The sequence below is a fragment of the Sphingomonas sp. genome, from assembly GCF_036677245.1.
GTDB lineage: Bacteria > Pseudomonadota > Alphaproteobacteria > Sphingomonadales > Sphingomonadaceae > Allosphingosinicella.
On the sequence record NZ_JAKFCG010000120.1, the window covers coordinates 1 to 24,161 of the forward strand.

At 66.6% G+C, this 24,161-nt stretch carries 22 protein-coding genes; 10 read left to right on the forward strand and 12 right to left on the reverse strand.

The features are described 5' to 3' along the window. The 6 genes from bfr to V6M48_RS12185 form a co-directional block, all read right to left on the reverse strand. On the reverse strand, positions 1–453 hold a 453-nt coding region (gene bfr / locus V6M48_RS12160; RefSeq protein WP_332812792.1), incomplete at its 3' end, for a bacterioferritin. Positions 454–555: 102 nt separating this feature from the next. Continuing rightward, positions 556–726, reverse strand: coding sequence for a (2Fe-2S)-binding protein (locus V6M48_RS12165; protein ID WP_332812793.1), 171 nt, complete (start codon positions 724–726; stop codon positions 556–558). A gap of 264 nt (positions 727–990) precedes the next feature. After that, the gene (locus V6M48_RS12170; RefSeq protein WP_332812794.1) at positions 991–1,509 is read right to left on the reverse strand and encodes a 3-phenylpropionate/cinnamic acid dioxygenase subunit beta; all 519 of its coding nucleotides are present in this window, start codon (positions 1,507–1,509) and stop codon (positions 991–993) included. 73 nt (positions 1,510–1,582) lie between these two features. Next, positions 1,583–2,950, reverse strand: a complete 1,368-nt coding sequence (locus tag V6M48_RS12175) for an aromatic ring-hydroxylating dioxygenase subunit alpha (protein WP_332812795.1) — start codon at positions 2,948–2,950, stop codon at positions 1,583–1,585. A gap of 35 nt (positions 2,951–2,985) precedes the next feature. Next, a complete protein-coding gene (locus tag V6M48_RS12180) occupies positions 2,986–3,552 on the reverse strand; it encodes an aromatic-ring-hydroxylating dioxygenase subunit beta (RefSeq protein WP_332812796.1) in 567 nt (188 codons plus the stop codon). After that, entirely contained in the window at positions 3,542–4,909 is a 1,368-nt protein-coding gene (locus V6M48_RS12185) for an aromatic ring-hydroxylating oxygenase subunit alpha (protein WP_332812797.1), read from the reverse strand. The genes V6M48_RS12180 and V6M48_RS12185 overlap by 11 nt, the downstream gene beginning before the upstream one ends. Before the next feature lie 201 nt (positions 4,910–5,110). Between V6M48_RS12185 and V6M48_RS12190 the strand changes: the two genes are divergently transcribed. Then, complete coding sequence (locus V6M48_RS12190; protein ID WP_332812798.1) at positions 5,111–6,784, forward strand: sigma-54-dependent Fis family transcriptional regulator; 1,674 nt, start codon at positions 5,111–5,113, stop codon at positions 6,782–6,784. On the opposite strand, the gene V6M48_RS12195 is transcribed toward V6M48_RS12190, so the two are convergent. Further along, positions 6,781–7,671, reverse strand: a complete 891-nt coding sequence (locus V6M48_RS12195; RefSeq protein WP_332812799.1) for an NmrA/HSCARG family protein — start codon at positions 7,669–7,671, stop codon at positions 6,781–6,783. The genes V6M48_RS12190 and V6M48_RS12195 overlap by 4 nt on opposite strands. A 191-nt stretch (positions 7,672–7,862) precedes the next feature. Between V6M48_RS12195 and V6M48_RS12200 the strand changes: the two genes are divergently transcribed. Beyond that, the gene (locus V6M48_RS12200) at positions 7,863–8,537 is read left to right on the forward strand and encodes a peptidylprolyl isomerase (protein ID WP_332812800.1); all 675 of its coding nucleotides are present in this window, start codon (positions 7,863–7,865) and stop codon (positions 8,535–8,537) included. Positions 8,538–8,587: 50 nt separating this feature from the next. Here V6M48_RS12200 and V6M48_RS12205 read toward each other — a convergent pair whose 3' ends face one another. The 4 genes from V6M48_RS12205 to V6M48_RS12220 form a co-directional block, all read right to left on the reverse strand. Further along, entirely contained in the window at positions 8,588–9,616 is a 1,029-nt protein-coding gene (locus tag V6M48_RS12205; RefSeq protein ID WP_332812801.1) for a zinc-dependent alcohol dehydrogenase family protein, read from the reverse strand. Next, positions 9,600–10,259 carry a TetR/AcrR family transcriptional regulator gene (locus tag V6M48_RS12210; protein WP_332812802.1) on the reverse strand — a complete coding sequence of 220 codons (660 nt, stop codon included), beginning with the start codon at positions 10,257–10,259 and terminating at the stop codon, positions 9,600–9,602. Before V6M48_RS12210 ends, V6M48_RS12205 begins: the two co-directional genes overlap by 17 nt. Positions 10,260–10,343: 84 nt before the next feature. Beyond that, the gene (locus V6M48_RS12215) at positions 10,344–11,342 is read right to left on the reverse strand and encodes an aldo/keto reductase (protein ID WP_332812803.1); all 999 of its coding nucleotides are present in this window, start codon (positions 11,340–11,342) and stop codon (positions 10,344–10,346) included. Between the two features lie 202 nt (positions 11,343–11,544). Beyond that, a complete protein-coding gene (locus V6M48_RS12220) occupies positions 11,545–12,405 on the reverse strand; it encodes an alpha/beta fold hydrolase (RefSeq protein ID WP_332812804.1) in 861 nt (286 codons plus the stop codon). Between the two features lie 229 nt (positions 12,406–12,634). Here V6M48_RS12220 and V6M48_RS12225 point away from each other — a divergent pair, with 229 nt between their 5' ends. After that, positions 12,635–14,731 carry an acetate--CoA ligase family protein gene (locus tag V6M48_RS12225; protein ID WP_332812805.1) on the forward strand — a complete coding sequence of 699 codons (2,097 nt, stop codon included), beginning with the start codon at positions 12,635–12,637 and terminating at the stop codon, positions 14,729–14,731. A gap of 7 nt (positions 14,732–14,738) precedes the next feature. Here the strand turns inward: V6M48_RS12225 and V6M48_RS12230 are convergent, their stop codons facing one another. After that, a complete protein-coding gene (locus tag V6M48_RS12230; RefSeq protein WP_332812806.1) occupies positions 14,739–15,515 on the reverse strand; it encodes an IclR family transcriptional regulator in 777 nt (258 codons plus the stop codon). 106 nt (positions 15,516–15,621) lie between these two features. On the opposite strand from V6M48_RS12230, the gene V6M48_RS12235 reads away from it, so the two are divergent. From V6M48_RS12235 to V6M48_RS12265, 7 genes are read left to right on the forward strand one after another with little or no spacing between them, the layout of a single operon-like run. After that, a complete protein-coding gene (locus tag V6M48_RS12235) occupies positions 15,622–16,527 on the forward strand; it encodes an SDR family NAD(P)-dependent oxidoreductase (protein WP_332812830.1) in 906 nt (301 codons plus the stop codon). 1 nt (position 16,528) lies between these two features. After that, positions 16,529–17,374 (forward strand): MaoC/PaaZ C-terminal domain-containing protein, encoded by an 846-nt coding sequence (locus V6M48_RS12240; RefSeq protein ID WP_332812807.1) that lies wholly within the window; start codon positions 16,529–16,531, stop codon positions 17,372–17,374. Positions 17,375–17,387: 13 nt separating this feature from the next. Continuing rightward, complete coding sequence (locus V6M48_RS12245; protein ID WP_332812808.1) at positions 17,388–18,869, forward strand: OB-fold domain-containing protein; 1,482 nt, start codon at positions 17,388–17,390, stop codon at positions 18,867–18,869. Next, a complete protein-coding gene (locus V6M48_RS12250; RefSeq protein WP_332812809.1) occupies positions 18,862–20,067 on the forward strand; it encodes an acetyl-CoA acetyltransferase in 1,206 nt (401 codons plus the stop codon). The genes V6M48_RS12245 and V6M48_RS12250 overlap by 8 nt, the downstream gene beginning before the upstream one ends. A gap of 50 nt (positions 20,068–20,117) precedes the next feature. After that, positions 20,118–21,335 (forward strand): CoA transferase, encoded by a 1,218-nt coding sequence (locus V6M48_RS12255; RefSeq protein ID WP_332812810.1) that lies wholly within the window; start codon positions 20,118–20,120, stop codon positions 21,333–21,335. A gap of 1 nt (position 21,336) precedes the next feature. Beyond that, positions 21,337–23,004, forward strand: coding sequence for an acyl-CoA dehydrogenase family protein (locus V6M48_RS12260; protein ID WP_332812811.1), 1,668 nt, complete (start codon positions 21,337–21,339; stop codon positions 23,002–23,004). Beyond that, on the forward strand, positions 23,001–24,152 hold the full coding sequence (locus V6M48_RS12265) for an acyl-CoA dehydrogenase family protein (RefSeq protein WP_332812812.1): 1,152 nt from the start codon (positions 23,001–23,003) through the stop codon (positions 24,150–24,152). Before V6M48_RS12260 ends, V6M48_RS12265 begins: the two co-directional genes overlap by 4 nt. Positions 24,153–24,161 lie beyond the last annotated feature (9 nt).

Consider the following 24,161-nt stretch of genomic DNA (forward strand, 5'->3'; position numbering starts at 1 on the left):
CTGGATATAATTCTGGAGGCCCATGTTGCGGATCATCTCGAACTGCTGCTCGAGCGTGTCGACATGCTCCTCCTCATTCTCGAGGATGTCGGCGAACAGATCGCGGCTGACGAAGTCGCGCACTGCCTCGCAATGGGCAATCGCGCCTTTGAGCTGCTCGAGCGCCTCCATCTCGAGCTCGAGGTCGGCGCGAAGCGCTTCCTCGACCGTCTCACCGATGCGCAGCCGGCCGATCAGCTGGAAATTGGGCAAGCCCTCGAGGAACAGGATGCGTTGGGTCAGCCGATCGGCATGCTTCATCTCGTCGATCGATTCGCCGCGTTCGAACGCCGCCAGCCGTTGAACGCCCCAATTGTCGAGCAGCCGGTAGTGAAGCCAATATTGATTGGTCGCGGTGAGCTCGTTCTTGAGAGCTTCGTTGAGAAGCTCGAGGACCTTGGGGTCGCCCTTCATCGCGGTCTTCCTGTTGCGTTGGACTCGCCAACGCTCGAAGCCCTCTGGCGGGACAAAGTCAAGGATTTGAGCGGAAGAGCGGCCATTTAAAAGGCCGGACGTTCAGGCGGTCGGGCGCTCGCTGGCGATGACCTGGCGGGCGAACGGGAAGCACTGTCCGCATCGGGCACGGCGGCCGACGCTCGCATAAGCGCTGGCCGGGCAGGACGCACCATTGCGGGCGGCTTGCCGGACGTCGGCCTCTCGTATCGCGTTGCAGACACAAACGATCATGATTCGTATCTACCATTGCTGCGAGTTAGTCGCAATAGCGTTTCTTACACCCTCAGATATCAGCGCCCCAGCGAGGAAGCCGATATTCCAACCTATTTGCGTCACTTAGAGCATAAAGCGAAAAGGTGGGTACCGGCTTTTCGCAAGAAGCAATGCGACAGGGTCGCTCGATTTCGACGCCGCGCCAGCGCAGCGAACTTTTGCGACTGGCTCTCACTAGCGCGGCGTCCCGCACACCCCGCGGCCGTTGGCCGATGGTGTCGGTCAGAGATAGATGTTCAGATTCTTGCTCTGCAGGACGTTCTGCTTGAGGATGATCAGGCGCCTGCTCAGCACGAAGCCGGCGCCGCTCTCCCGCCAGATGTCCTCTCGGTTGCCGATCAAAGTGTCCTGATCCCGCTCGTTCCTGCTCCGGTAGGCGAGGAAGTTCGAGAACACCCGATACTCGCCGTCGCGCTCGGTCGTCTCGACCTCGATGTTGGTGATCAGGTGGGTGTAGCGAGTCGCCGGATCCTCGGACCAGGCGGTCCCGGTCTTGAGCCGTGCGAGCCGCTTGAGAAGATCCGCGATCCGGTCGTTGTAAAAGGCCATCCGCGTCAGATCGTGGACCTGGTCGGTGCGGTCGCGGCGATAGCGGGTCTCGATGCCGGGCATGTGATAATGGATATCTTCGGCGAGCATCTCGACCCACTCGTCGTAGCGTTCCTGATCGAGCAGCCGCGCCTCGCGATAGAGCGTCTGCTCGAGCGCGCTGATCAGCTCCGGCGAAACCGGCCTCGGCACATGAGTCGGTTGGGACGCATTTTTTGGTTTTCGGTGTACGGACGCCATCGTCAAATTTCCTTCGCTGTGGGTTTTACAGGGCGAACAGGCCGGGGAGGTCGCGGGTCTCGGCGACGCCGGTGAGGCGCGGTTCGGGACGCGCCGGCAGATCGCGCAGGTTGCGCGTCTCCATCATGTCGAGCCAGCGCTGGTAGAAGCCGCGCTGGTTCGCGTCGTTATACTGGCCCTGGTAGACGATGCCGGGCAGCACCTCGTGCTCGACCTGGCGCGAGATGCCGCAGCGATAGTGAAGCTTCTCGTGACGCGTGATCACGCCGCGATTGACGTTGGTGCAATTCTCCCAATTCTCGCCATCGTCCATCTCGAACGCGCCGCCCGGCCCGAACGTCTGCATCACGCCCTTGGTGATCTCTTCCTTGATGTCGTCGGGCATCGCCTTGTTGACGATCACCCAGGTGCGCAGCTCGAACTGCCACGGTCCCTTGGGCATCCATTGGCGGAAGGTCGAGATTCCGGGGAGGAACGAGACATTGGGGAAGATCGAGGCCGAGGCGACCGAGCCGAAGATCTTCGAGCGCATCTCGCCGAGCCTTTTGGCCATCCTGGCGCGGCGCTTCTCATAATAGTCCATCACCTTCGGGCGGCCGAGCAGGAACAGATCGCCGACCCCCTCGAGCCCGAACTCGTAGCCGTGGCCGTTGACGCTGGCGTGATAGCTGTTCTTCATGTCGACCGGCGGGAACGGCTGGCCGTTGTTCATCGCCCGCGTGCCGGAATCGTGCGTCCAGCCTGCGTGATAGGCATCGCCGATGAAATTCTCGACGCCGAACTTCCAATTGGCGTTGATCACCGATTTGATGCAGCCGCCGATGAACTCGGTGCCGCCTTCCTCATTGTCGAGGATCATGTCGAGATACCAGCGGAAGTCGCCGAGCCATTCCTCGAGGCTCGGCCCGTCGGTTGCGAAGGTCGCGAAATTGAGGCCCTTGTAGTTGCCGACGTGGGCGACCTGCCTGAGGCCGTGCTTCGAACGATCGAGATCGCCCGGATCGTAGCAATATTCCTCGTGCATGCCCTTGAGCGCGCCGCCGGTATCGAACGCCCAGCCGTGATAATTGCAGACGAAACGCCGGGTGTTGCCGGCGTCGGCGAAGCACACCTTGTTGCCGCGGTGCGGGCAGGAATTGAGGAAGACCTTGATCGATCCGTTGTTCTGGCGCGCGACGATCACCCCGTCCTCACCCATATAGGTGGTCAGGAAATCGCCGGGCTTGGGGAGCTGGCTGTCGTGCGCGACGAACAGCCACGAGCGCGCGAAGATGCGGTACATTTCCTCCTCGTAGATGTGCTGGTCGGCGAAGATCTGGCGATCGATCCAACCCTCCTTGAGGTTCATGTAGCTGCCGTAGCCGGGCTCGTTGCCGAAACGCTCAAATCGCATTGTCACTCCCCTCGTGATTGGCCTTGGTGATAAGCTCAGAAAAACACATTGAGATTGCTGTCTGGGATCGTGCTGTGGTCGAGCACGCAATCGCGCCGCGCGAGCCGCCAGGCGCCGCCGCCCCGCCGCCAGCGATCCTTGCGGCCGGCGACGAGGGTGCGGGTCTGGTTGTTGATGCGGCTGCGGTGGATGGTGACGACCGAATGGACCTCGGCCCAGTCTCTGCCCTCGCCATCGTCGCTGCCCCCGCCCTCAGCATCGTCCGCGTCAGGCCAGGCGATCTCGACGTTGCTGACGATGCGGCGAACGAAATTGATCGGATCCTCCGCCCAGACGTAGCCCGAGCGCAGCCGGTCGATCCTCAGGCAGAGCCGCGCGCGATCCTCGTCGAAGATCATGCCGGTGCCGATCGGCAGGTCGCCCGAGCGATCCTTGCGGAAGCGCCGCGAGCGCAGCGCCATGCGATAAGCGACGTCCTCGGTCGTCATCTCGAGCCACTCGGCGAACCGCTCCTCGTCGAGCAGCCGCGCCTCGCGGTACAAGGCCTGCTCGAGCGCGATGTGGCTCGCCAGGTCGAGGGCGGCGGAGCGCTCAAGCAGCATCGCGGGCCGCCGCCTCGCTCTGCGCACCAGCGCCGAGCGGATTGACATTGTAGGCGGGGACCTCGGCCCAGCTCGCGGCGTCGATATGCTCCTGCCAGCGGCGATAGAAATAGCGCTGGTTGTGCTCGCTCACGAGGCCCTGGGCAATATCGCCCGGAAAGCCTTCGCGCGGCCCCGATCGGCCGACCGCCATGTTGGTGTGAAGATCCATCTGCGCGGTGCGCCAGCCGCGCGACTGCTCCGTCGAGGCGGCGAGATTGTCGCCGTCGTCATTGTCGAACAGGCCGGCCGGGCCGAAGGTCAGGCATTGGTTGTCGAGGATCGCCGCCTGCATGCTCTCCGGCATCGCGCGCTCGACCGTCACCCAGGTCCATTGCTCGATCCTGCCCGGCCCTTTGGGATGGTAGGTGCGCAGCCAGTTGAGGCCGGGAAGCAATTGGAGGTTGGGGAAGATCGTGATGTTGATCTGCGATCCCCACAATTTCTCGCCGCGCAGCCGGCCGAGCCGCTCGATCACGGTCGCGCGGTTGGCCTCGAGATAGTCGAGCATCGGCTTGGGATCGGGATAGAAGCTGTAGCCCGAAACGCCGTCCAGCGCGGCCAGGGTCGAATGGCCGTTGAGGCCGGCGATCGACAGGCCACCCTCGAGGTCGATGCTGTCGTTGCCGACCGTCAATCCGGCGATGTCCATCGTCTGCACCGCCCGCATTGCGCCGGCGTGCGCCCAGCCGAGATGATAGCCGTCGCCGCAGACGTTCTCGACCGGAAGCTTCCAATTGGTCTCGAGGTCGACCTTCTGGGTCTCGCCGATCAGCGCGGTTCCGCCGGGCATCGCATCGAGCCAGACGTCGAGGTAGAATTTGGCGTCGCCGAGATAATCTTCGAGCGAGGGCGCGGCGGGGTCGAAGCAGCCGAACACCAGGCCCTTGTAGCTCGCGACCTGCGCGACCGGGACGAGCCCGAAGCGGCTTTTGTCGAGCTCGCCGAAATAGGCCTCCTGCTCGAGCGGGACGCTGGCGAGGCTGCCGTCCGGCGCGAACGCCCAGCCGTGATAATTGCAGGTGAAGGCCTTGGCGTTGCCGCGGTCGGCGCGGCAGACGCGGTTGCCGCGGTGCGGGCAGCTGTTGAGGAACGCACCGATCGTCATGTCGCGCTGGCGGATGACGATGACGTCGTCCTCGCCCATGAAGGTGCGGAAGAAGTCGCCGGGCCTGGGGATCTGCGATTCGTGCGCCAGGAACAGCCAGCAGCGTCCGAAGATCCGCTCCATCTCGAGCCGGTAGAGCGCCTCGTCCGAGAAGATCGCGCGACTTTGCCGCCCCGTCGCGAAATCGGTGAATTGAGTTGGTCCTGTCATCGCTCTCCCAAGCTCTTTTTGTGCATCGGCCTTTTGCGCGACCTTGCTGCAGACATGGCGACACAGAGCAATGATCGTGCCAAGATGAGCTTCAGGAGAAGAGACGGGGCTGCTCGGGCTTCGGCGCACGTTCAATTGACATGGACGTAAAACCGCATAGCGTCACTGGGCCCATGTTTTACATGAGGGTAAGGATGTTCGATGGCCGATTATCTGCCCGACATAAGCGATCTTGCCGACCGGGTTCGCTTTTCGCCCGAGCTCGGCAGGGTCTGGCGCGACGGCGAGCGCTGCGTGCTGCTCACCGACATCGCGGTCGGCGCGTTGCGCGAGCAGATGATCAACCTGCTCGGTTGGAATACGGCGCGGCAGGTGTTCTGGAACCTGGGCTTCGCCGAAGGATCGCGCTGCGCCGCGTCCGCAAAGGCGCTGCGCCCCGGAACCAGCTATTTCGACGCGTTCGCGGTCGGGCCGCAAGCCCATGCGCTGACCGGCTTCGGCTGGACCGAGATCCTCGAGCTCAGCGCAGACCAGGGCGCGGGGACGTTCGAGGGCCAGTTCCTCGTCCATGATTCGTTCGAGGCCGGCACGCACCTCGCCAAGATCGGCGTCAGCACCGATCCGGTATGCTGGCTCCAGACCGGCTTCGCGAGCGGCTTCGCCACCGCCTTCGCGGGCCAGCCGATCATCATGCGCGAGGTCGAATGCGCGGGGATGGGCCATGCCAACTGCCTGCTGGTCGGGCGCCCAGAAGCCGAATGGGGCGATCCGGCCGAGCAGGAGGAGAGCCGGTGCGAGCGCCGCCTCAACGTCGGCGACCTCGCCGCGCCGGCCGACGGCATCCTCGGCGCGTCGCCGAGCTTCATCGCCGCGCGGCATCTCGTCGAGAAGACCGCGGACACGTCGGCGACATTGCTGTTCCAGGGCGAGACCGGCGTCGGCAAGGAGCTGTTCGCGCGGCTCGCGCACCGGCTCAGCGCGCGGCGCAACGGCCCGTTCGTCGCGATCAATTGCGCCGCGATTCCCGAGGGCCTGATCGAGGCGGAGCTGTTCGGGGTGGCGAAGGGCGCGTTCACCGGCGCGCATGCCGAGCGCGCCGGCCGCTTCGAGCGCGCGCAGGGCGGCACCCTGTTCCTCGACGAGGTCGCGTCGCTCTCTCCGCTCGCCCAGAGCAAGGTGCTGCGCGCGATTCAGGAACGCGAGATCGAGCGGGTCGGCGCGTCGCGCGCGACCAAGGTCGACGTGCGGATCATCGCCGCCGCCAACGTCGACCTGCGCGAGGCGGTCAAGAACGGCAGCTTCCGCGAAGATCTATATTACCGCCTCGCGACCTGCCCGATCCGCGTCCCTCCGTTGCGCGAGCGGCGCGAGGATATCCCGCTGCTGCTCGAATATTTCCGGCGGACCTATTCGGAACAGCACCGGCGCTCGGTGCGCGGCTTCACCGCGCGTGCGCTCGATACGTTGCTGATGCACGATTACCCGGGCAACGTCCGCGAACTCGAGCGCCTCGTCGAGCGCGCGGTCCTGCTCGCCGATGCCGGCGAGCCGATCGATTTGCGCCACCTCTTCCCCGGCGGCGAATTTCCCGCCGTCCGCGCGACGCTCGGCCTGCTCGACGGAGCGCTGTCGGACGGTGCGGCGAGCGCCGAGCCGGACGAGTCGGTGCGCGACGTCGCGCGCAAGATGCTCGTCGTGATCAAGGCCGACAGCAGCGGCCTCCCCGCCGCGGAGCATGCAATCTTGAAAGCGGCGGTAGCCGAAGCCGGCGGCAACCTCTCGCAGGCCGCACGCGACCTCGGCATCACGCGTCGGCAGCTCGCCTGCCGGCTCGAAAAATGCCCGCCCGAGCGGCAGCCGAGACGTGTAGCCTAAACCGGGATGTTGGCCTGGGTCCAGGCGGCCAGGCGGGTCGGCGGTTTGCCGGCTATCCGGTTCGCAAGCGCGATCTCGTCCGCCATCTCCGAACCCATGTAGCTGTGCTCCTGGATGTAGCCGAACATCTCGCCCAGTTCGGCAGCGCCCGGGAAGAAGGTGGCGAACACTTCCTTGGGCACCCGCGTGAACGAGAAATGGTGGCCCTGGCGGTTGAGCGTTTCGACGACGTCGCCGAAGCTCATATAGTCCCCGACCAGTGGAAGATACTTGCCGTCCGCCTCTTCTGGCCGCGCGAACGCGCCGGCGACGATGTTGCCGAGCTCGCTGATGTCGCCCATGTGGATGCGCCGCACGTCCGGGTCGATCGGCAGCGCCCAGCCAAGGCTTCCGTCCTGCTGCTTCTGCGGCGTCAGCGCACCGTGCAGATTCTGGTAGAAGAAGGGCGCGATCACGAAGCTGTGATGGTCGAAGCCTGCGTCCGCGACGATCCGGTCGATCTTCGCCTTGCCGGTGAAGTGCGGGACGTCCATCGATCCGCCGCTGATCGCCTCGACGTCGGGCAAGGTCGACCAGATGAAATGCTTGACCCCCGCCTCGCGCGCGGCGCGGACCGCCGCATCGGCCTGCTTCAGCTCGTCGGTGCCCGGTTCCCAGAAATTGGTGACGAGAAAAACCCCGTGAGCGCCGGCGAAAGCGGCCTTGAGCGTTTCGGGCCGGTCGAGGTCCGCTTCGACGACTTCATCGGCAAGGCCTGGATGCTTGTCCGGATACCGCGTCAGGGCGCGTACGGTGAAGCGCCCGTCCGCCTGAAGCGCGCGCACCACGCCGCCCCCTTGCTGTCCGGTTGCGCCGAATACGGCGATCAATTTGCGATCGTCGGCCATCGTTCACTCCCTTTAGTCGCAGCATCCGCCGAGGGATCAGGGCAGAAAGGCCACATTGCTCGATAGCCCTTCCGCTCGCCCCGTCCAAGTCTGCGGAGAAGAGGGTCAGACCTCGAACAACTCTGCCGGCTTGCGCCGGAACACGCTGGCTGAGACTTGTCGCGTCCGCGGGTGCGCCATAGGATGAGCGCATGCTCAAATTCCTGCTCGCGCTTGCGCTCGTACCCCTCCTCGCCACCACCGCCCCCGCTGCCACCGCCGTTCAGGCCGAAGCGCCATCGCCGGTCCCGGCCACAGCGCCGCCGCCCGTGCCCGCCCCCAAAGCGGAAACGGTTCGCGTCGCGCTGCAGACCGGCATGGGCCCGATCATCCTCGAGCTCGAGAAGGAGCGCGCGCCGATCACGACCGCGAACTTCCTGCGTTACGTCGATCAGAAAAGGCTCGACGGCGCCGTCTTCTACCGCGCGACCAAGGTCGGCACCGACGGGCTCGGCCTGATCCAGGGCGGCGTGCGCAACGACCCCAAGCGCGTGCTCAAGCCGATCGCCCACGAGCCGACGACCAAGACGGGCCTCTCGCACGTCGAGGGCGCAATCTCGATGGCGCGCGCGGCGCCGGGCTCCGCCAACGGCGACTTCTTCATCACGATCGGCAGCTTTCCGTCGATGGACGCCAATCCGACGCAGCCGGGCGACAATCTCGGCTTCGCGGTGTTCGGCCGCGTGGTCGAAGGGATGGACGTCGTGCGCAACATCCTCGCCGCACCGACCTCGCCGACCGAAGGCGAAGGCGTGATGAAGGGCCAGATGCTCGCACCGACGATCCGCATCGTCTCGGCGAAACGCGAGGCGAAGCCGGCAAGCTGATCCGCTTCCTTCACCCGCTGTGGAAGGGCCGATGAAGGCCGGGCTTCGCTTCAGATGTCGATGCAGATCTTGCCGAAATGCGCCGCCGCTTCGAGGTGGCGGAACGCATCGCCAAGTTGCGCGAGCGGGAAATGGCTGTCGATGACCGGCCTGATGCCATGGTCCTCGACGAAGCGCGTCATCGCCACCTGATCGGCGCCGCTGCCGACCGCCAACCCCTGCACCCGAAGCTGCTTGGTCATCAGCAAGGCGGTCGTGACGGGCGCCGCAATCCCGGCGAGGATTCCCACCAAAGCGATATGCCCGCCGACCCTCGTCGCGGTCATCGACTGGTCGAGCGTCGCCGCCCCGCCGATCTCGACGACATGATCCACTCCGGCGCCGTTCGTCAGCTGCTTGGCGGCGTCGCCCCAGCGCTCGGTCTTGCGATAGTTGATCAGATGGTCCGCGCCGAGCGCTTCCAGCCGCTCGAGCTTGGCGTCGGACGAGGATGTCGCGATCACGGTCGCGCCCGCCGCCTTGGCGAATTGGAGCGCGAAGATCGACACCCCTCCACTCCCCATGATCAGCACGGTTTCGCCCGCGGCGAGCGGGCCGTCGACCATCAAAGCGCGCCAGGCGGTGACACCAGCGCAGGTCAAGGTCGCCGCCTCGGCGGCCGAATAACCGCGCGGCGCGCGGGTGAATGCAGACGCCGGCCTCGCCGCCCATTCGCAGGCGAAACCGTCGGCCTTGTCGCCGGGCGCGTCGCGGCGATGCTCGCGGCGCGGCGGCCCGTCATCCCAATGCGGAAAGAAGCGGCTGACCATCAGGTCGCCGAGCGCGATGTCGGCGACGCCGTCGCCCAGCGCGGTCACCTCCCCCGCGCCGTCGGAGAGCAGGATGATGCCGTCCGGTACCTGCAGGCGCCCGGCCGCGACGACATAATCGTGATAGTTGAGCGAGCTCGCGCGCACCCTGACCTGGATCTCTCCGAGGCCCGGCCGCGGCACATCGCCGGTCTCCACGGCGAGCGCATCGAGCGAGCTCGGGAGCCGCGCCCTGATCAGGCGCATCTGCGGGTCAGCCGGTCGATCCATCATGCCGCTCCTGATTGGCTTCCTCACGTTCCAGCCGGCGGAAGTCCGCGACCGAGCAATTGAGGACGACCGAACAGATTTGATCGGCCAATGCCTCCATCTGCTCGTGGTCGAGCGAGTGGGCCCATGTGCTGGTCCAGTTGAGGCCCGGCAGGAGCAGGTGCCGCAGCACTTCGGCATCGCTTTTCAGATAGCCGGCGCCGTTCAGCCGGCGAAGCGTCTCGCGCCAGATCCCGCGATATTCCTCGTTGCGCGCGCGCAGCCGCTCGCGCGCGGCGGCGCTGAGCTTGTGCCATTCGGAATTCCAGACTCTATGGATATGCCCCATCTCGCCATAGAGGATGCCGAGGTGCGCCCGCACCAGCCGCTGCAAGCGGGCGAGCGGGGTGAAATCGGCACCCATCGCGTCGCGGATCACGCCAAGGCCGTGATCGACACCGGCCTGGATGATCGCTTCCAGAAGGTCGTTCTTGCTTGGGAAATAGTGGAACAAGGTCGCCGAGGTCAGCTCCATTTCCTTGGCGATCCCGCGCACGGTGGTGCCTTCATAACCGAGCTCCGCCATGTGCCGGGCCGCGACCGCGATGAACTGGCAGCCGCGCCGCTGGCGGTCCTCCACCACTTTCTGTTCGGACTTCGGCATCATCCCCCCGGGTTGTTCGGGCAGTTCGGCCTGCCTGCCATCTGCGCGGACCGCCCGCCTCATGCTCGGGCGCGGCGAAGCGCCTTAATGCTGTTCGCTGTCGAGGTGCGCCATCATCGGCGTCGGGTAGCGATCGCCCGCCGCTGCGCCCTTCGGGACGACCTGCTCGATCGCGGCAAGATCCGTCTCATCCAAGCTCACATCGAGTGCGCCCAATGCCTCGGCCAGGCGATCGCGCCGGCGGGCGCCGACCAGCGGCACGATGTCCTCTCCCCGTGCTGCGACCCAGGCGATCGCGATCTGCGCGACGGTCGCGCCCTTCGCCTCGGCGATGCGACGCAGCGCCTCGACCAACGCGAGGTTGCGCTCGACATTGCCCTGCTGGAAGCGCGGGCTCATCGCCCTGAAATCGCCGGGACCGGCGCGATCTGCGCTCCAATGGCCGCTGATCAGCCCGCGCGACAGCACGCCATAGGCGGTGATGCCGATGCCGAGCTCGCGCAAGGTCGGCAGGATGCGATCCTCGATGCCGCGCGAGAGCAGCGAATATTCGATCTGGAGATCGCAGATCGGATGGACCGACGCAGCGCGCCTGATCGTGTCGGGCCCGACCTCCGAAAGGCCGATGTGGCGGACATAGCCGGCCTGCACCATTTCGGCGATCGCGCCGATCGTCTCCTCGATCGGCACAGTCGGGTCGAGCCGCGCAGGCCGGTAGATGTCGATATGGCCGACGCCGAGCCGCTTGAGCGAATAAGCGAGGAAGTTCTTGACCGCGACCGGGCGGCTGTCGTTGCCGGTCCAGCCGCCCGCCGGATCGCGCAGCGCGCCGAATTTGACGCTGATCTGCACCGTGTCGCGCCGCGCGCCCCTGAGGGCCTCACCGATCAGCATCTCATTCTCGCCGGTGGAGTAGAAGTCGCCGGTGTCGATCAGGGTGACGCCGGCATCGAGCGCGGCGTGGAGGGTGGCGATGCTTTCGGCGCGGTCGGCGGCGCCGTACATGCCCGGCGTCATGCCCATCGCGCCAAGACCGATGGCGCTGACGCGAGGTCCGGTCCTGCCGAGCTGCACCATCTTCATCGCAGTCCCTCCATCCGACGTCCTAAACCCCCGCCCCCTTCAGGGGGAAAGGACGGGAGAGGAGTGGTGACTCGGCGCGCAACTCGACGGCAGATCCCGCAGCGATGCGAGAGCTGGTGCGGGCGGAAAGACCCCTCTCCCCAACCCTCTCCCCCTGAAGGGGGCGAGGGGGTGTCAGCCTATCCGCCCGCTTTACTCGGGCTTACCAGTTGGTGGCGCCGAAATGGCGCTCGAGCATCGGACGCATGATGTCCCACCGCTCGAGCTGCGCCCAGTGCCCGGATTTGTCGAGCACGTAGAGCTCGGCGCGCTGGAGGTGCTCGAGCAGGTAAAGGCTGGTGTCGAGCGGAACGATGCGGTCTTGGCGGCCGTGGAAGATCAGCACTTCGTGCGGCATCTTGCCGAGCACCGAGGGCGGCATGATCAGCGCCTCGATCCCCGCGTTCATCGACCCGATCATCTTGCCGGCGATCTCCATCACCTTGGGATCGGTCGCGATCTTGAAGCGATCCTCGACGATCTTGTCCATGCCGACGAAATTATCCGCGTCATAGGCGAAGCTGTGCATCATCTCGCGGTAACGCGCCTTGCGCGGATCCGAGTAGAAGGACAGCAGGCGGACGAGCTCGGGGGTGCGTGGCGCGGGCGCGCCGATCGAGCCCATCAGCGCGACCTGGAGGAAGCGTTCCGGCGCCTCGCTGAGCAGTTGCAGGGTGAGCGCGCCGCCCATCGAATTGCCGACGATGTGCGCCTTGTCGATGCCCAGAGTGTCCATCAGCCCGAGGATCTGCTCGACCCTGACGCCGATCCACGCCATGATGTTGCTCGGGAACGGATCGGGGATCACCGACTGGCCGAAGCCGATCAGATCCGGCGCGATCACATAGAAATTTTCCGCGAGCTCGGGCATCACGTGCCACCAGTTCGATCCGGCGTGCGCTCCCGGGCCGGCGCCGTGCAGCAGCAGCACTGGCGGTTTGCTCTCGTCCCCGCAGAGCAGGGTGTGCGAGGTCAGCCCCCGTCCCTCGATCTTACGCTCGGTGATCTCGTGCCTCGAGGCCATCAAATTCCCCTTCCTAAATTATGTCCGCCGCTCGGCTCTCGCGAGGCACAAGGAAGTGCCCGCCGCCGAGCTCGGCCGTTTCGTTTCGCCATGTGTAGCGCGTTGACAGCATTATGGGCGCTGTTAGGGGCGGTAAAGCCCTTTTCGCGGGGGCGGCAATCGCCGCAATCGAGATCGCCGCCGGCCGGCAGATCGCCCCGTGGTCCACATCAAGCATGGAAGTGAAAGCATGACCGCAACCGGCCTTGGCAGATTGTTCAATCCGCGCTCGGTCGCAATCATCGGCGCGTCCGACGATCACACGCGGATCGGCGGCCGGTCGATCGGCTACATGCTCGAGCGCGGCTTTGCCGGGCCGATCTATCCGGTCAATCCGGGACGCGAGCAGGTCCAGGGGCTGAAAGCCTTCGCCTCGGTCGCCGACCTCCCGGAAACCCCCGACGTCGCGATCATCGCGATCCCGCAAGCCGGCGCGATCGCTGCGGTCGAGGCGCTCGCGGCACGCGGCACAGCCGCGGCGATCGTCTTCACGTCGGGTTTCGCCGAAGCCGACGGCGGCGACGCGCAGGACCGGCTGGTGGCCGCGGCGCGCAGCGGCGGAATGCGCATCCTCGGCCCCAATTGCCTCGGCATGTTCAGCACCGCGCCGGCCTTCTACGGCACCTTTTCGACCGTGCTCGAGACCGGCTTTCCCAAGCCGGGGCCGCTCGGCATCGTCAGCCAGTCGGGCGCGTTCGGCGCGCATATCGTCTACAGCGCGCGCGAGATGGGGCTCGGCATCGCCGCCGCGGTCACCACCGGCAACGAGGCCGAGCTGACGATGGGCGAGATCGTCGGCGAAATGGTGACGCAGCCCGACATCGAGGTGATCGCGGTCTATTCCGAGGGCCTCAAGGAAGGCGATTCGCTGATTGCGGCCTTGTCGGCGGCGCGCGCCGCGAAGAAGCCGGTGGTGATGATGAAGGTCGGCCGCAGCGCGCTCGGCGCGCAAGCGGCGCAATCGCACACCGCCTCGCTCGCCAACAACGATGCGGTGATCGATGCGGTCCTCAAGGAATTCGGTGTCGCGCGGGCGCGCAACCCCGAGGAGATGCTCGACATCGCCTCGCTCGCCATGCAGCGCGTCTATCCTGTCGGCAACAGCCTCGGCATGTTCACGATCAGCGGCGGTGCCGGCGTGCTCGCGTCGGACGTCGCCGACTCGATCGGCCTGCCGATGCCGGCGATGCCCGAGGAGGCGCAAGCCAAGCTCAAGAAGCTTTTGCCTTTCTCCGCGCCGCGCAATCCGGTCGACACCACCGCCCAGTTCATCAACGACATGCCTTTGTTCGCGCAGTTCGTCGAAACGATGGTCGAGGACGGCGGCTATAAATCGATCCTCGGCTACCTCTCCTACACCGCCGCGGTGCCGAGCATCGCCGAACAGCTGCGGACCGAGCTCGCCCGGGTGCGCGCCCACCATCCCGACCGGCTCTATGTGCTGTCCCTGCTTTGCTCGCCCGAGATGCGCGCGCGCTTCGAAGCGGACGGCTTCACCATATTCGGCGATCCCGCGCGCGCGGTGGTCGCGATCGAGGCGATGGGCCGCTACGGCGAGGCGTTCGCCGCGCAGGCGCACGACAAGCCGCCGCCGCTTCCGGCCGTGACGCTGCCGTCGCGCACGCCGACCGAAACCGAAGCCAAGACGATCCTGTCGGCTGCCGGGATCGCCTGCGCGCCGGAACAGGCCTGCGCGAGTGCCGATGAAGCGGTCGCGGCAGCCGAACGCCTCGGCTTCCCGGTGGTCATGAAAATCCTGTCGCGCAACATCCTCCACAAATCCGAGATCGGCGGAGTCGTGCTCGGCGTGGCGGACGCCGATGCGGTGCGCCGCAATTTCGCGCTGCTGCTCGAGCGCGCGCGGACGCACGTTCCCGATGCATTGATCGAAGGCGTGCTCGTCGCCCGCCAGCTGAGCGACGGCGTCGAATGCATCATGGGCGTCCAGCGCGATCCGGTGTTCGGCCCGGTCGCGATGTTCGGCCTCGGCGGCATCTTCGTCGAGCTGCTCAAGGACACCGCGCTGATGCGCTGCCCGTTCGGCGAGGACGTCGCCGAAACGCTGATCCGTTCGATCCGCGGCGCGCAGATGCTGACCGGCATTCGCGGCCGGCCGCCGGTCGACATCAAGGCGCTCGCCCGCATGCTCTCGCAGCTGTCGGTCTTTGCAGTCGCCGCCGGACCGAGGCTGAAGTCGATCGATCTCAACCCGGTGCTGGCGATGCCCGAGGGCGAAGGCGCGTTCGCGGTCGACGCGGTGATCGAGGTCGAGAGCGCCGTAAGCTAAGAAGGTTTCAGCCGCGGCCTGCGCCGTAGCCGGCCATCGAGATCGCATCGGCGCTGTCACGCACCGCCTTGCCGATGCGGCGCATCGTCTCGGCCGAATGCTGGCCGCTGAACATCGTCACCGACAGGCAGAAGCGAACGCTGCCCGCGCGATCGACGATCGCCGCCGCGACCGAGGAAAGGCCGCGCAGCAATTGATCGACGTCGGTGGAATAGCCCTGCCGCCGCGCCGCCTCGACCTGCGCCCGATAGATGTCGAGCCTGGGCGGCTGCGCCCAGCGCACCGCATCGAACCGCCGGGCAAGCTCGTCCTCGGCAAGATCTTGGGCCGCCGCGACGCAGCGGCCCATCGCTCCGGCGGCGAGCGGCAGGCGCTGGCCGATCGACAAATGGATTCGAGTCGCGGCCTCGGATTCGGCCAGGTGGACGAGCATCAGCCGCTCGCGGCTCGACACGCGCCACAGCCCGACCGCGCCGTCATATTCCTCGGCGAGCTTTGTCATCCTGCCCTCGGCCGCGTTGATCACCGCATTGCGGCGCGTCGCCGAATAGCCGAGATTGATCACGCCGAGGCCAAGCGTGTAGGTCTTGGTCTCGGCGTCGAACGCGACCACGTCTTCGGCGACCAATGTCTTGAGGATGTTGAAACAGGAGCTCGGGCTGATCCCGGCCGCCGCCGCGATTGCGGTCACGCCCCGCCCGCGGTCAAGCGAGGCAAGATGACGCAGCACGGCAATGGCCTGAACGACCGAAGTGACCAGGGGCCGGGGATCCGCAGCTGCCATGGCTCGTGATTGCTATTCACGATCGTGAATGTCAATTCAGAAGATTGAATTGACGTCCGGCTTGAGCTAGGCCGAACGCACAGCAAGGGAGATGCAATCGGTGGGAATGCTCGACAACAAGGTCGTCGCCGTGACCGGGGCCGGCGGCGGGATCGGCCGCGAGATCGCATTGCTCTGCGCGCGCGAAGGCGCCGCCGTCGTGGTCAACGATTTCGGCACCTCCTCATCAGGCGAAGGCAAGGATGCCGGCCCGGCCTCGCAAGTGGTTGCAGAAATCGAAGCGGCGGGCGGCAAGGCCCTCGCCAATCTCGCCAGCGTCGCCGATTCGGCGGGTGCCGCGTCGATCGTCGAGGATGCGGTGAACAATTTCGGCCGGATCGACGCCGTCGTGAACAATGCCGGCATCTTGCGCGACCGCATCTTCCACCGGATGAGCGAAGCCGAATGGCGCGCGGTGATCGACGTCCATCTCCACGGCAGCTTCCTCGTGTCGCAGGCCGCCGCACCGCACTTCAAGGAGCAGGGCTCCGGCTCCTACATTCATTTCACGTCGACTTCGGGGCTGATCGGCAATTTCGGCCAGGCCAATTATGCCGCGGCCAAGATGGGCATCGTCGGCCTTTCCAACTCGATCGCGCTCGACATGCAGCGCTTCGGCGTGCGCTCCAACTGCATCGCGCCGTTCGCCTGGAGCCGCATGATCGGCACGATCCCGGCCGAGACCGAGGAGGAGAAAAGGCGTGTCGAGCGGATGAAGACGATGTCGGCCGACAAGATCGCGCCGCTCGTCGCCTTTCTCGCCGGCGATGCCTCCAAGGACGTCAGCGGCCAGATCTTCGCGGTGCGCAAGAACGAGATCTTCCTGTTCAGCGTGCCGCGCCCGATCCGCTCGGTGCACCGCTCCGAAGGCTGGACCGCCGAGACGATCGCGAATGAGCTGCTGCCCGCGCTCAAGCCGAGCTTCCACCCGCTGCAGCGCTCGGCCGACATCTTCGGCTGGGATCCGGTCTGAGATGGCGCTCGATCCCGAACGCCTGCTGAAGCTGCCGCCGCTGGAGACGCGGCACAGCTTCACGACGCGCGACACGATCCTCTACGCGCTCGGCGTCGGCGCCGACGATCTGCGCTTCGTCTACGAAAAGGACCTGCAGGCGCTGCCGACGATGGCGGTCGTGCTCGCCTATCCCGGCTTCTTCTGGCAGGATCCGGCCTACGGCATCGACTGGAAGAAGATCCTTCACGGCGAGACCTCGGTCGAGCTGTTCGCGACACTTCCGACCCAAGGCGATCTCCATGGCCGCACGACGATCGACGCCATTTACGACAAAGGCGCGGACAAGGGCGCGATCGTGCTGAGCTCGCGCCGGATCGAGGATAGCTCGGGCACGCACCTCGCGACGGTTCGCAACACCTTGTTCCTGCGCGGCGACGGCGGCTTCGGCGGCCAATCCGAGGGCGCCCCTCGCCCCCACCCGCTCCCCGCCGACCGCACGCCGGACCATGTCGTGTCCTTGGCCACGACCCAGAACCAGGCGCTGATCTACCGGCTGTCGGGCGATTATAATCCGCTCCACGCCGATCCCGCCGTCGCGCAGGCGGCCGGTTTCCCGCGCCCGATCCTCCACGGCCTGTGCACCTATGGCGTTGCCGGCCGCGCGATCCTCGCCGCATTGTGCGGCAACGATCCGGCCCGGCTGAAGCGGATGGACGTGCGCTTCTCGAGCCCGGTCTTCCCGGGCGAGACGATCAAGGTCGAGATCTGGCGCGAGGATGGCGATCGCGCCGCCTTCCGCGCGACCGCCGAGGAACGCGGTATCGTCGTGCTCAACAACGGCTATGCGGAGCTCGCCCCATCATGAACGGGCCTACATCATGAACGGCAACGGGGGCATCATCTCCTACGGCGCCTATATCCCGCGCCTGCGCCTGCAGCGCTCGGCGATCTTCGCCGCCAATGCCTGGTTCGCCGGCGGCCTGAAGGGCCTTGCCAAGGGCGAGCGCGCGATCGCCAATTGGGACGAGGACAGCGTCACGATGGCGGTCGAGGCGGCGCGCGACTGCCTCACCGGGATCGACCGCAGCACGGTCACCGCGCTGTCGCTCGCGTCGACCACCCATCCTTTCGCCGATCGCCTCAACAGCGGGATCGTCAAGGAAGCGCTGACCCTGGCCGACGGCATCGCGTCGCTCGACGTCGCGGGCAGCCAGCGGGCCGGAACGTCGTCGTTGATCCAGGCGCTGAACGCTGCGGCAAACGGCGGAACGCAGCTGTGCGTCGCGTCCGAGCTGCGCAAGGCCCGTCCGGCATCGGAGGGCGAGCTCGTCCAGGGCGACGCCGCCGCGGCATTGCTGGTCGGCGCAGGCGATCCGATCGCCCGCTTCATCGGATCGCACAGCGTCACGCTCGACTTCGTCGACCATTTTCGCGCTTCCGGCGCGGACTTCGATTACAGCTGGGAAAGCCGCTGGATCCGCGACGAGGGCTATACCAAGATCCTCGGCGGCGCGCTTGCCGAAGCGCTTAAGAGCCTCGCCGTCGATCCAGCGAAGATCGACCGGCTGCTGATCCCGATCAGCGCGCGCGGCGTACCGGAAGGCCTTGCGAAAAAGCTCGGCGTGCGCCCGGAGGCGGTCGCCGACACGCTCGCGCAGAAGGTCGGCGACAGCGGCGTCGCGCATCCCTTGCTGATGCTGGTGGCGGCGCTCGAGCAGGCGAAGCCCGGCGAGACGATCATGCTGGTCGGCTTCGGCCAGGGTTGCGACGCGCTGCTGTTCGAGACCACGCAAGCGATCGCGCGCCTGCCGAAGCGCGACGGCGTCTCCGGCGCGCTCGCGCGGGGCAAGGCCGACGACAATTACATGCGCTTCCTGTTCCACCGCGGCTTGCTCGATCTCGAGCGCGGGATGCGCGCCGAGGCTGACCAGAAGCAGCCCGGCACGACCCTGTTCCGCAACCGCAAGACCGTGCTTGGCCTGGTCGGCGGGCGCTGCACCAAGACCGGCACGGTCCAGTTCCCGCGCTCGGAGGTCAGCGTCAATCCGAACGACCGCGCGATCGGCACGCAGGAGGATTATCCGCTCGCCGACAAGCAGGCGCGGATCGTCACCTACACCGCCGACAGCCTGACTTATTCGCCGGCGCCGCCGCAATATTATGGCACGATCGATTTCGAGGGCGGCGGGCGCATGTTCGCCGAATTCACCGACGTCGATGACGACGCCGTCGAGGTCGGCAGGCCGATGAAGATGATGTTCCGCATCAAGGCGGTCGACGAGACGCGCGATTTCGTCAAATATTTCTGGAAAGCGGTGCCGGTCGAGCAGCCGGGCGCGAAGGAGAAATCCGATGGCTAAAGGCATCAGGGACAAGGTCGCAATCCTCGGCATGGGTTGCGCGAAGTTCGGCGAACGCTGGGACAAGGACGCCGAGCAGCTGACCGTCGAAGCCTATGAGGAAGCGATCGCCGACGCCGGCATCGACACCTCGCAGATCGACGCGGCGTGGCTCAGCGTGGCGTTCGACGCGGTCAACATCGGCCCGTCCGGCATCCCGCTCGCGACCGCGCTTCGCCTGCCCAATATCGGCGTCACCAAGGTCGAGAATTATTGTGCGAGCGGGACCGAAGCCTTCCGCGGCGCGGTCTATGCGGTCGCCTCCGGCGCGGCGGACATCGCGCTCGCGCTCGGGGTCGAGAAGCTCAAGGACACCGGCTACGGCGGCCTTCCGGTGCGCACCCGCGGATCGACCTTCGACATGATCGGCGTCACCGGCTCGGCACCGGGCAATTTCGCGCAGCTCGCCGCCGCCTATCGCAACGAGCATGGCGTGTCGAAGGACGACCTCAAGCGCGCGATGGCGCACGTTTCGGTCAAGAGCCACGCCAATGGCGCGAAGAACCCGAAGGCGCACCTCCGCAAGGAGATCGACATCGACACGGTGATGAACGCGCCGATGATCGCCGACCCGCTCGGGCTGTTCGATTGCTGCGGCGTTTCCGACGGCGCGGCCTGCGCGATCGTCACCACCCCCGAGATCGCCCGCGCGCTCGGCAAGCAGGACCTCGTCACCGTCAAGGCGCTGCAGATCGTCACGTCGAACGGATGGGAGAGCCAGGGCACGGGCTGGAACGGAAGCTATTTCCACACCACCCGCATCGCCGCCTCTAAAGCCTATGAGGAAGCCGGCGTCACCAGGCCGCGCGACGAGATCAGCCTGATGGAAGTGCACGACTGCTTCTCGATCACCGAGCTGGTGACGATGGAGGATCTCCACATCAGCCCCGAAGGCGAAGGCTGGAAGGACGTGCTCGACGGCTTCTTCGACGCCGACGGAAAGGTGCCGTGCCAGATCGACGGCGGCCTCAAATGCTTCGGCCATCCGATCGGCGCGTCGGGACTGCGCATGATCTACGAGAATTACCTGCAGTTGCTCGGCCGCGCGGGCGAACGCCAGCGCAGCGCTCCGCCGAGCCTTGCGCTTTCGCACAACCTCGGCGGCATGCCCAACCAGAATGTCAGCGCGGTCGCGATCGTCGGCCTCGCCGATGCGTGACGACGGGGCCGGCGTTTCGGCGCGCCCGCGCGTGATCGCGGCCTGATCGGATGTACCGGCTGCTCGGCGGGATGCGCGTGATCGAGGCGTCGTCGTTCGTCGCCTCGCCCACCTGCGGCATGCATCTCGCGCAAATGGGCGCCGAGGTGATCCGCTTCGACCAGATCGGCGGCGGTCCCGATTTCCGGCGCTGGCCGCGCGCTGGGAATGGCGCCAGCCTCTATTGGGAGTCGCTCAACAAGGGCAAGAAGTCGATCGCGATCAACCTCGGCAGCGCCGAAGGGCGCGAGCTCGCGACCGCCTTGATCACCGCGCCCGGGCCTGCCGGCGGTCTGTTCGTCACCAATTATCCGGTCGACGGCTTTCTCGCCCATGCCCGCCTCGCCGCGCTGCGGCCGGACCTCGTCACGATACGGATCATGGGCCGCGCCGATGGCGGACCGGCGCTCGACTACACCGTCAATTGCGCGGTCGGCTATCCGCAGATCACCGGGCCCGAGAGTCTCGGCGAGGAGGTCGTCAATCACGTCCTGCCCGGTTGGGACCTGCTGACCGGCGCTTACGCGGCTTTCGCTCTCCTCGCCGCCGAACGCCATCGCCGCGACACCGGCGCCGGCCAGGAAGTGCGCGTCCCCTTGTCCGATATGGCGATCGCCAGTGTCGCCAATCTCGGCATGCTCGCTGAGGTGCTCGACACCGGCGCCGACCGGCCACGGCTCGGCAACCAGGTCTATGGCGCGTTCGGGCGCGATTTCATGACCGCCGACGGCAAAAGGCTGATGCTGATGGCGATCACTCCGCGCCAGTGGACGGGCATGGTCGAGGCGCTCGGCATCGGCGAGGCGGTCGTAGCCATCGAGGCCGAGCGAGGCGTGTCGTTCGCGCGCGACGAAGGGGTCCGTTACGAGCATCGCGACACGCTGGTGCCGTTGGTCGAGCAAGCGATCGCCAGGCGGACGCTGGCCGATCTCGCCTCGGCATTCGATCCGCTCGGCGTCTGCTGGGGCCCCTATCAGACGATGCGCGAGGCGGCCTACGATCCCGATCTGGTCCGCGCCAATCCGATCTTCGCGGAGGTCGAGCAGCCGAGCGGCGCGCGCTACCCGATACCCGGCGCTCCCGCGACGATCCCGCAGGCCGAGCGGCTGCCGCCGGCGCGCGCGCCGCGGCTCGGCGAGCATACCGACGAGATCCTCGCCGAAGTGCTCGGCCTCGGCTCGGGCGAGGTCGGCAAGCTGCACGACAGCGGCATCGTGGCGGCGGGCTGAGATGGCCTGTTCCGCTTATGCCTCGCCGGCGGCGCTGATCGACCAGGCGGATGCCGCGCTCGATACGGCCCGCAGGTTCGCCGCCGACGTTCGCAGCCGGCTGCTCGGCAAAGTCGGCGATGGCGGCGCCGTCGATCCGGCGCTGCTCGATCGCCACCAGCATGACGCCCATGGCTATGCCTGGATCGAAACCACGATTGCGGCGCTGGACGCCCTGCTCGGCTGGGCAGCGGCGGCGCACGATCGCGGCGAGTTGGGCGAGGTCGATGCGCTGGTGCTGCGCCTCGCCTTCAGCGAATATCTCAGCCAGCTCGCCGGCGGGGTCGCGATCGGTCCCAACGAAACTTTCAGGCCGGGGCAAATCGGGCTCAACGCGGCGGCTCGCGCGATGGCCGATCATCCGGCGGTCGCCGGGTTGATTGCAGGTGCGGATGCGGAAAGCCGCGCGGCCTTGGTCGCGCTGGTGCGCGCCGGAGCCGGCGTCAGCGAGGCGTCCGGCGACGAGGCGCTCGACGAAATACGCGCCCAGTTCCGCCGCTTCACCGCCGAGCGGATCACGCCGTTCGCGCATCGCTGGCATCTCGACGACGCGCTGATACCGGACTTTTTGGTCGCCGAGCTTGGCGCGCTTGGCACGTTCGGCATCTGCGTGGATCCCGAATATGGCGGGCTTGGTCTCGGCAAGCTCGAAATGTGCGTCGTTACCGAGGAACTGAGCCGCGGCTGGATCGGGGCAGGTTCGCTCGGCACGCGCAGCGAGATCGCCGCCGAGCTGATCGCGCTTGCAGGCAGCGACGAGCAGAAGGCGCGCTGGCTGCCGGGCCTTGCGAGCGGCGCGATCCTGCCGACCGCGGTGTTCACCGAGCCTGGCGCCGGCTCCGACCTCGCCAGCCTTGCGACACGCGCGACACGCGCGCCCGCCGGGAGCTGGCGCATCTCGGGCGCCAAGACCTGGATCACCCACGCCGCGCGCACCGATCTGATGACCCTGCTCGCCCGCACCGGCGGCGAGGGCCATCGCGGGCTCAGCATGTTCCTGCTCGCCAAGCCGCGCGGCAGCGACGCCGACCCCTTCCCCGCGGCCGGTCTCGCCGGCAGCGAGATCGCGGTGCTCGGCTATCGCGGCATGCGCGAATATGAGCTCAGCTTCGACGATTTCGAGGCGCCCGCCGAAAGCCTGCTCGGCGACGTCGAAGGCGAAGGCTTTCGCCAGCTGATGCGCACGTTCGAAGGCGCACGCATCCAGACCGCCGCACGCGCGGTCGGTGTCGCCTGGCGTGCCTATGAGCTCGGGCTCGGCTACGCGCTGGTGCGTCATCAGTTCGGCCGTCCGCTGATCGACTTCCCGCGAGTCGCCGACAAGCTCGTCACGATGCTGGTCGAGACGGTGGCGGCGCGCGAGCTCGCCTATGCCGCCGCGCGGACCAAGGATACGGGCGGGCGCAGCGATGTCGAAGCCGGGATGGCCAAATTGTTGGCTGCGCGCGTCGCCTGGACCAATGCCGATGCGAGCCTGCAGATCCACGGCGGCAACGGCTATGCGCTCGAATCCGAGATCAGCCGGATCCTGTGCGACGCGCGCATCCTCTCGATCTTCGAAGGCGCGGCCGAGATCCAGGCGCATATCATCGCGCGCGGCCTTCTTCAGCGCAGGACCGGGGACCAATGACCGAAGATTATGGCGCGATCCGCGAAGAGGTAGCCAAGCTGTGCGCCGGCTTCCCCGGCGAATATTGGCGCGCGAAGGACAAGGACCGCGCCTATCCCGGCGAATTCGTCGAGGCGCTGACCAATGCCGGCTATCTCGCCGCTCTGATCCCTGAGGAATATGGCGGCGCCGGCCTACCGCTTTCGGCGGCGTCGGCGATCCTCGAGGAGATCCACCGCTCGGGCAGCAACGGCGGCGCCTGCCATGCGCAAATGTACATCATGGGGACGTTGCTCCGCCACGGATCAGAGGCGCAGAAAGCCGAATATCTGCCGAGGATCGCGAGCGGCGCGCTGAGGCTGCAGGCCTTCGGCGTGACCGAGCCGTCGAGCGGCACCGACACCTTGTCGATCAAGACCTTCGCGCGGCGCGACGGCGATCGCTACGTCGTCAACGGCCAGAAGATCTGGACGTCGCGCGCCGAGCATTCGGACCTGATGCTCCTGCTCGCGCGCACCACGCCGCGCGATCAGGTCGCAAAGCGCACCGACGGCCTTTCGACCTTCCTGGTCGACATGCGCGCCGCGCTCGGCGCGGGCATGTCGATCCGCCCGATCGACACGATGATGAACCATTCGACGACCGAGATCTTCTTCGACGACGTGCCCATCCCGGCCGCCAATCTGATCGGCGAGGAAGGCAAGGGCTTCCGCTACATCTTGTCGGGGATGAACGCCGAGCGGATCCTGATCGCCGCCGAATGCATCGGCGACGCCAAATGGTTCATCGAAAAGTCCGCTGCCTACGCCAAAGAGCGCCAGGTCTTCGGCCGTCCAATCGGCCAGAACCAGGGCATTCAATTCCCGATCGCGCGCGCTTATGCCCAGATGCGCGCCGCCGAGCTGATGGTCCACGACGCGCTGCGCCGCTACGAGGCGCGCGAGAACCCTGGCGCCGAAGCCAATATGGCCAAGATGCTCGCGGCCGAGGCGAGCTGGGCGGCCGCCGAGACCGCGGTCCAGACCCACGGCGGGTTCGGCTTCGCCGCCGAATATGACATCGAGCGCAAGTTCCGCGAGACCCGGCTCTACCAGGTCGCGCCGATCTCGACGAACCTCATCCTCTCCTATCTCGCCGAGCATGTCCTCGGGCTACCCAGGTCCTATTGATGGCGGCAT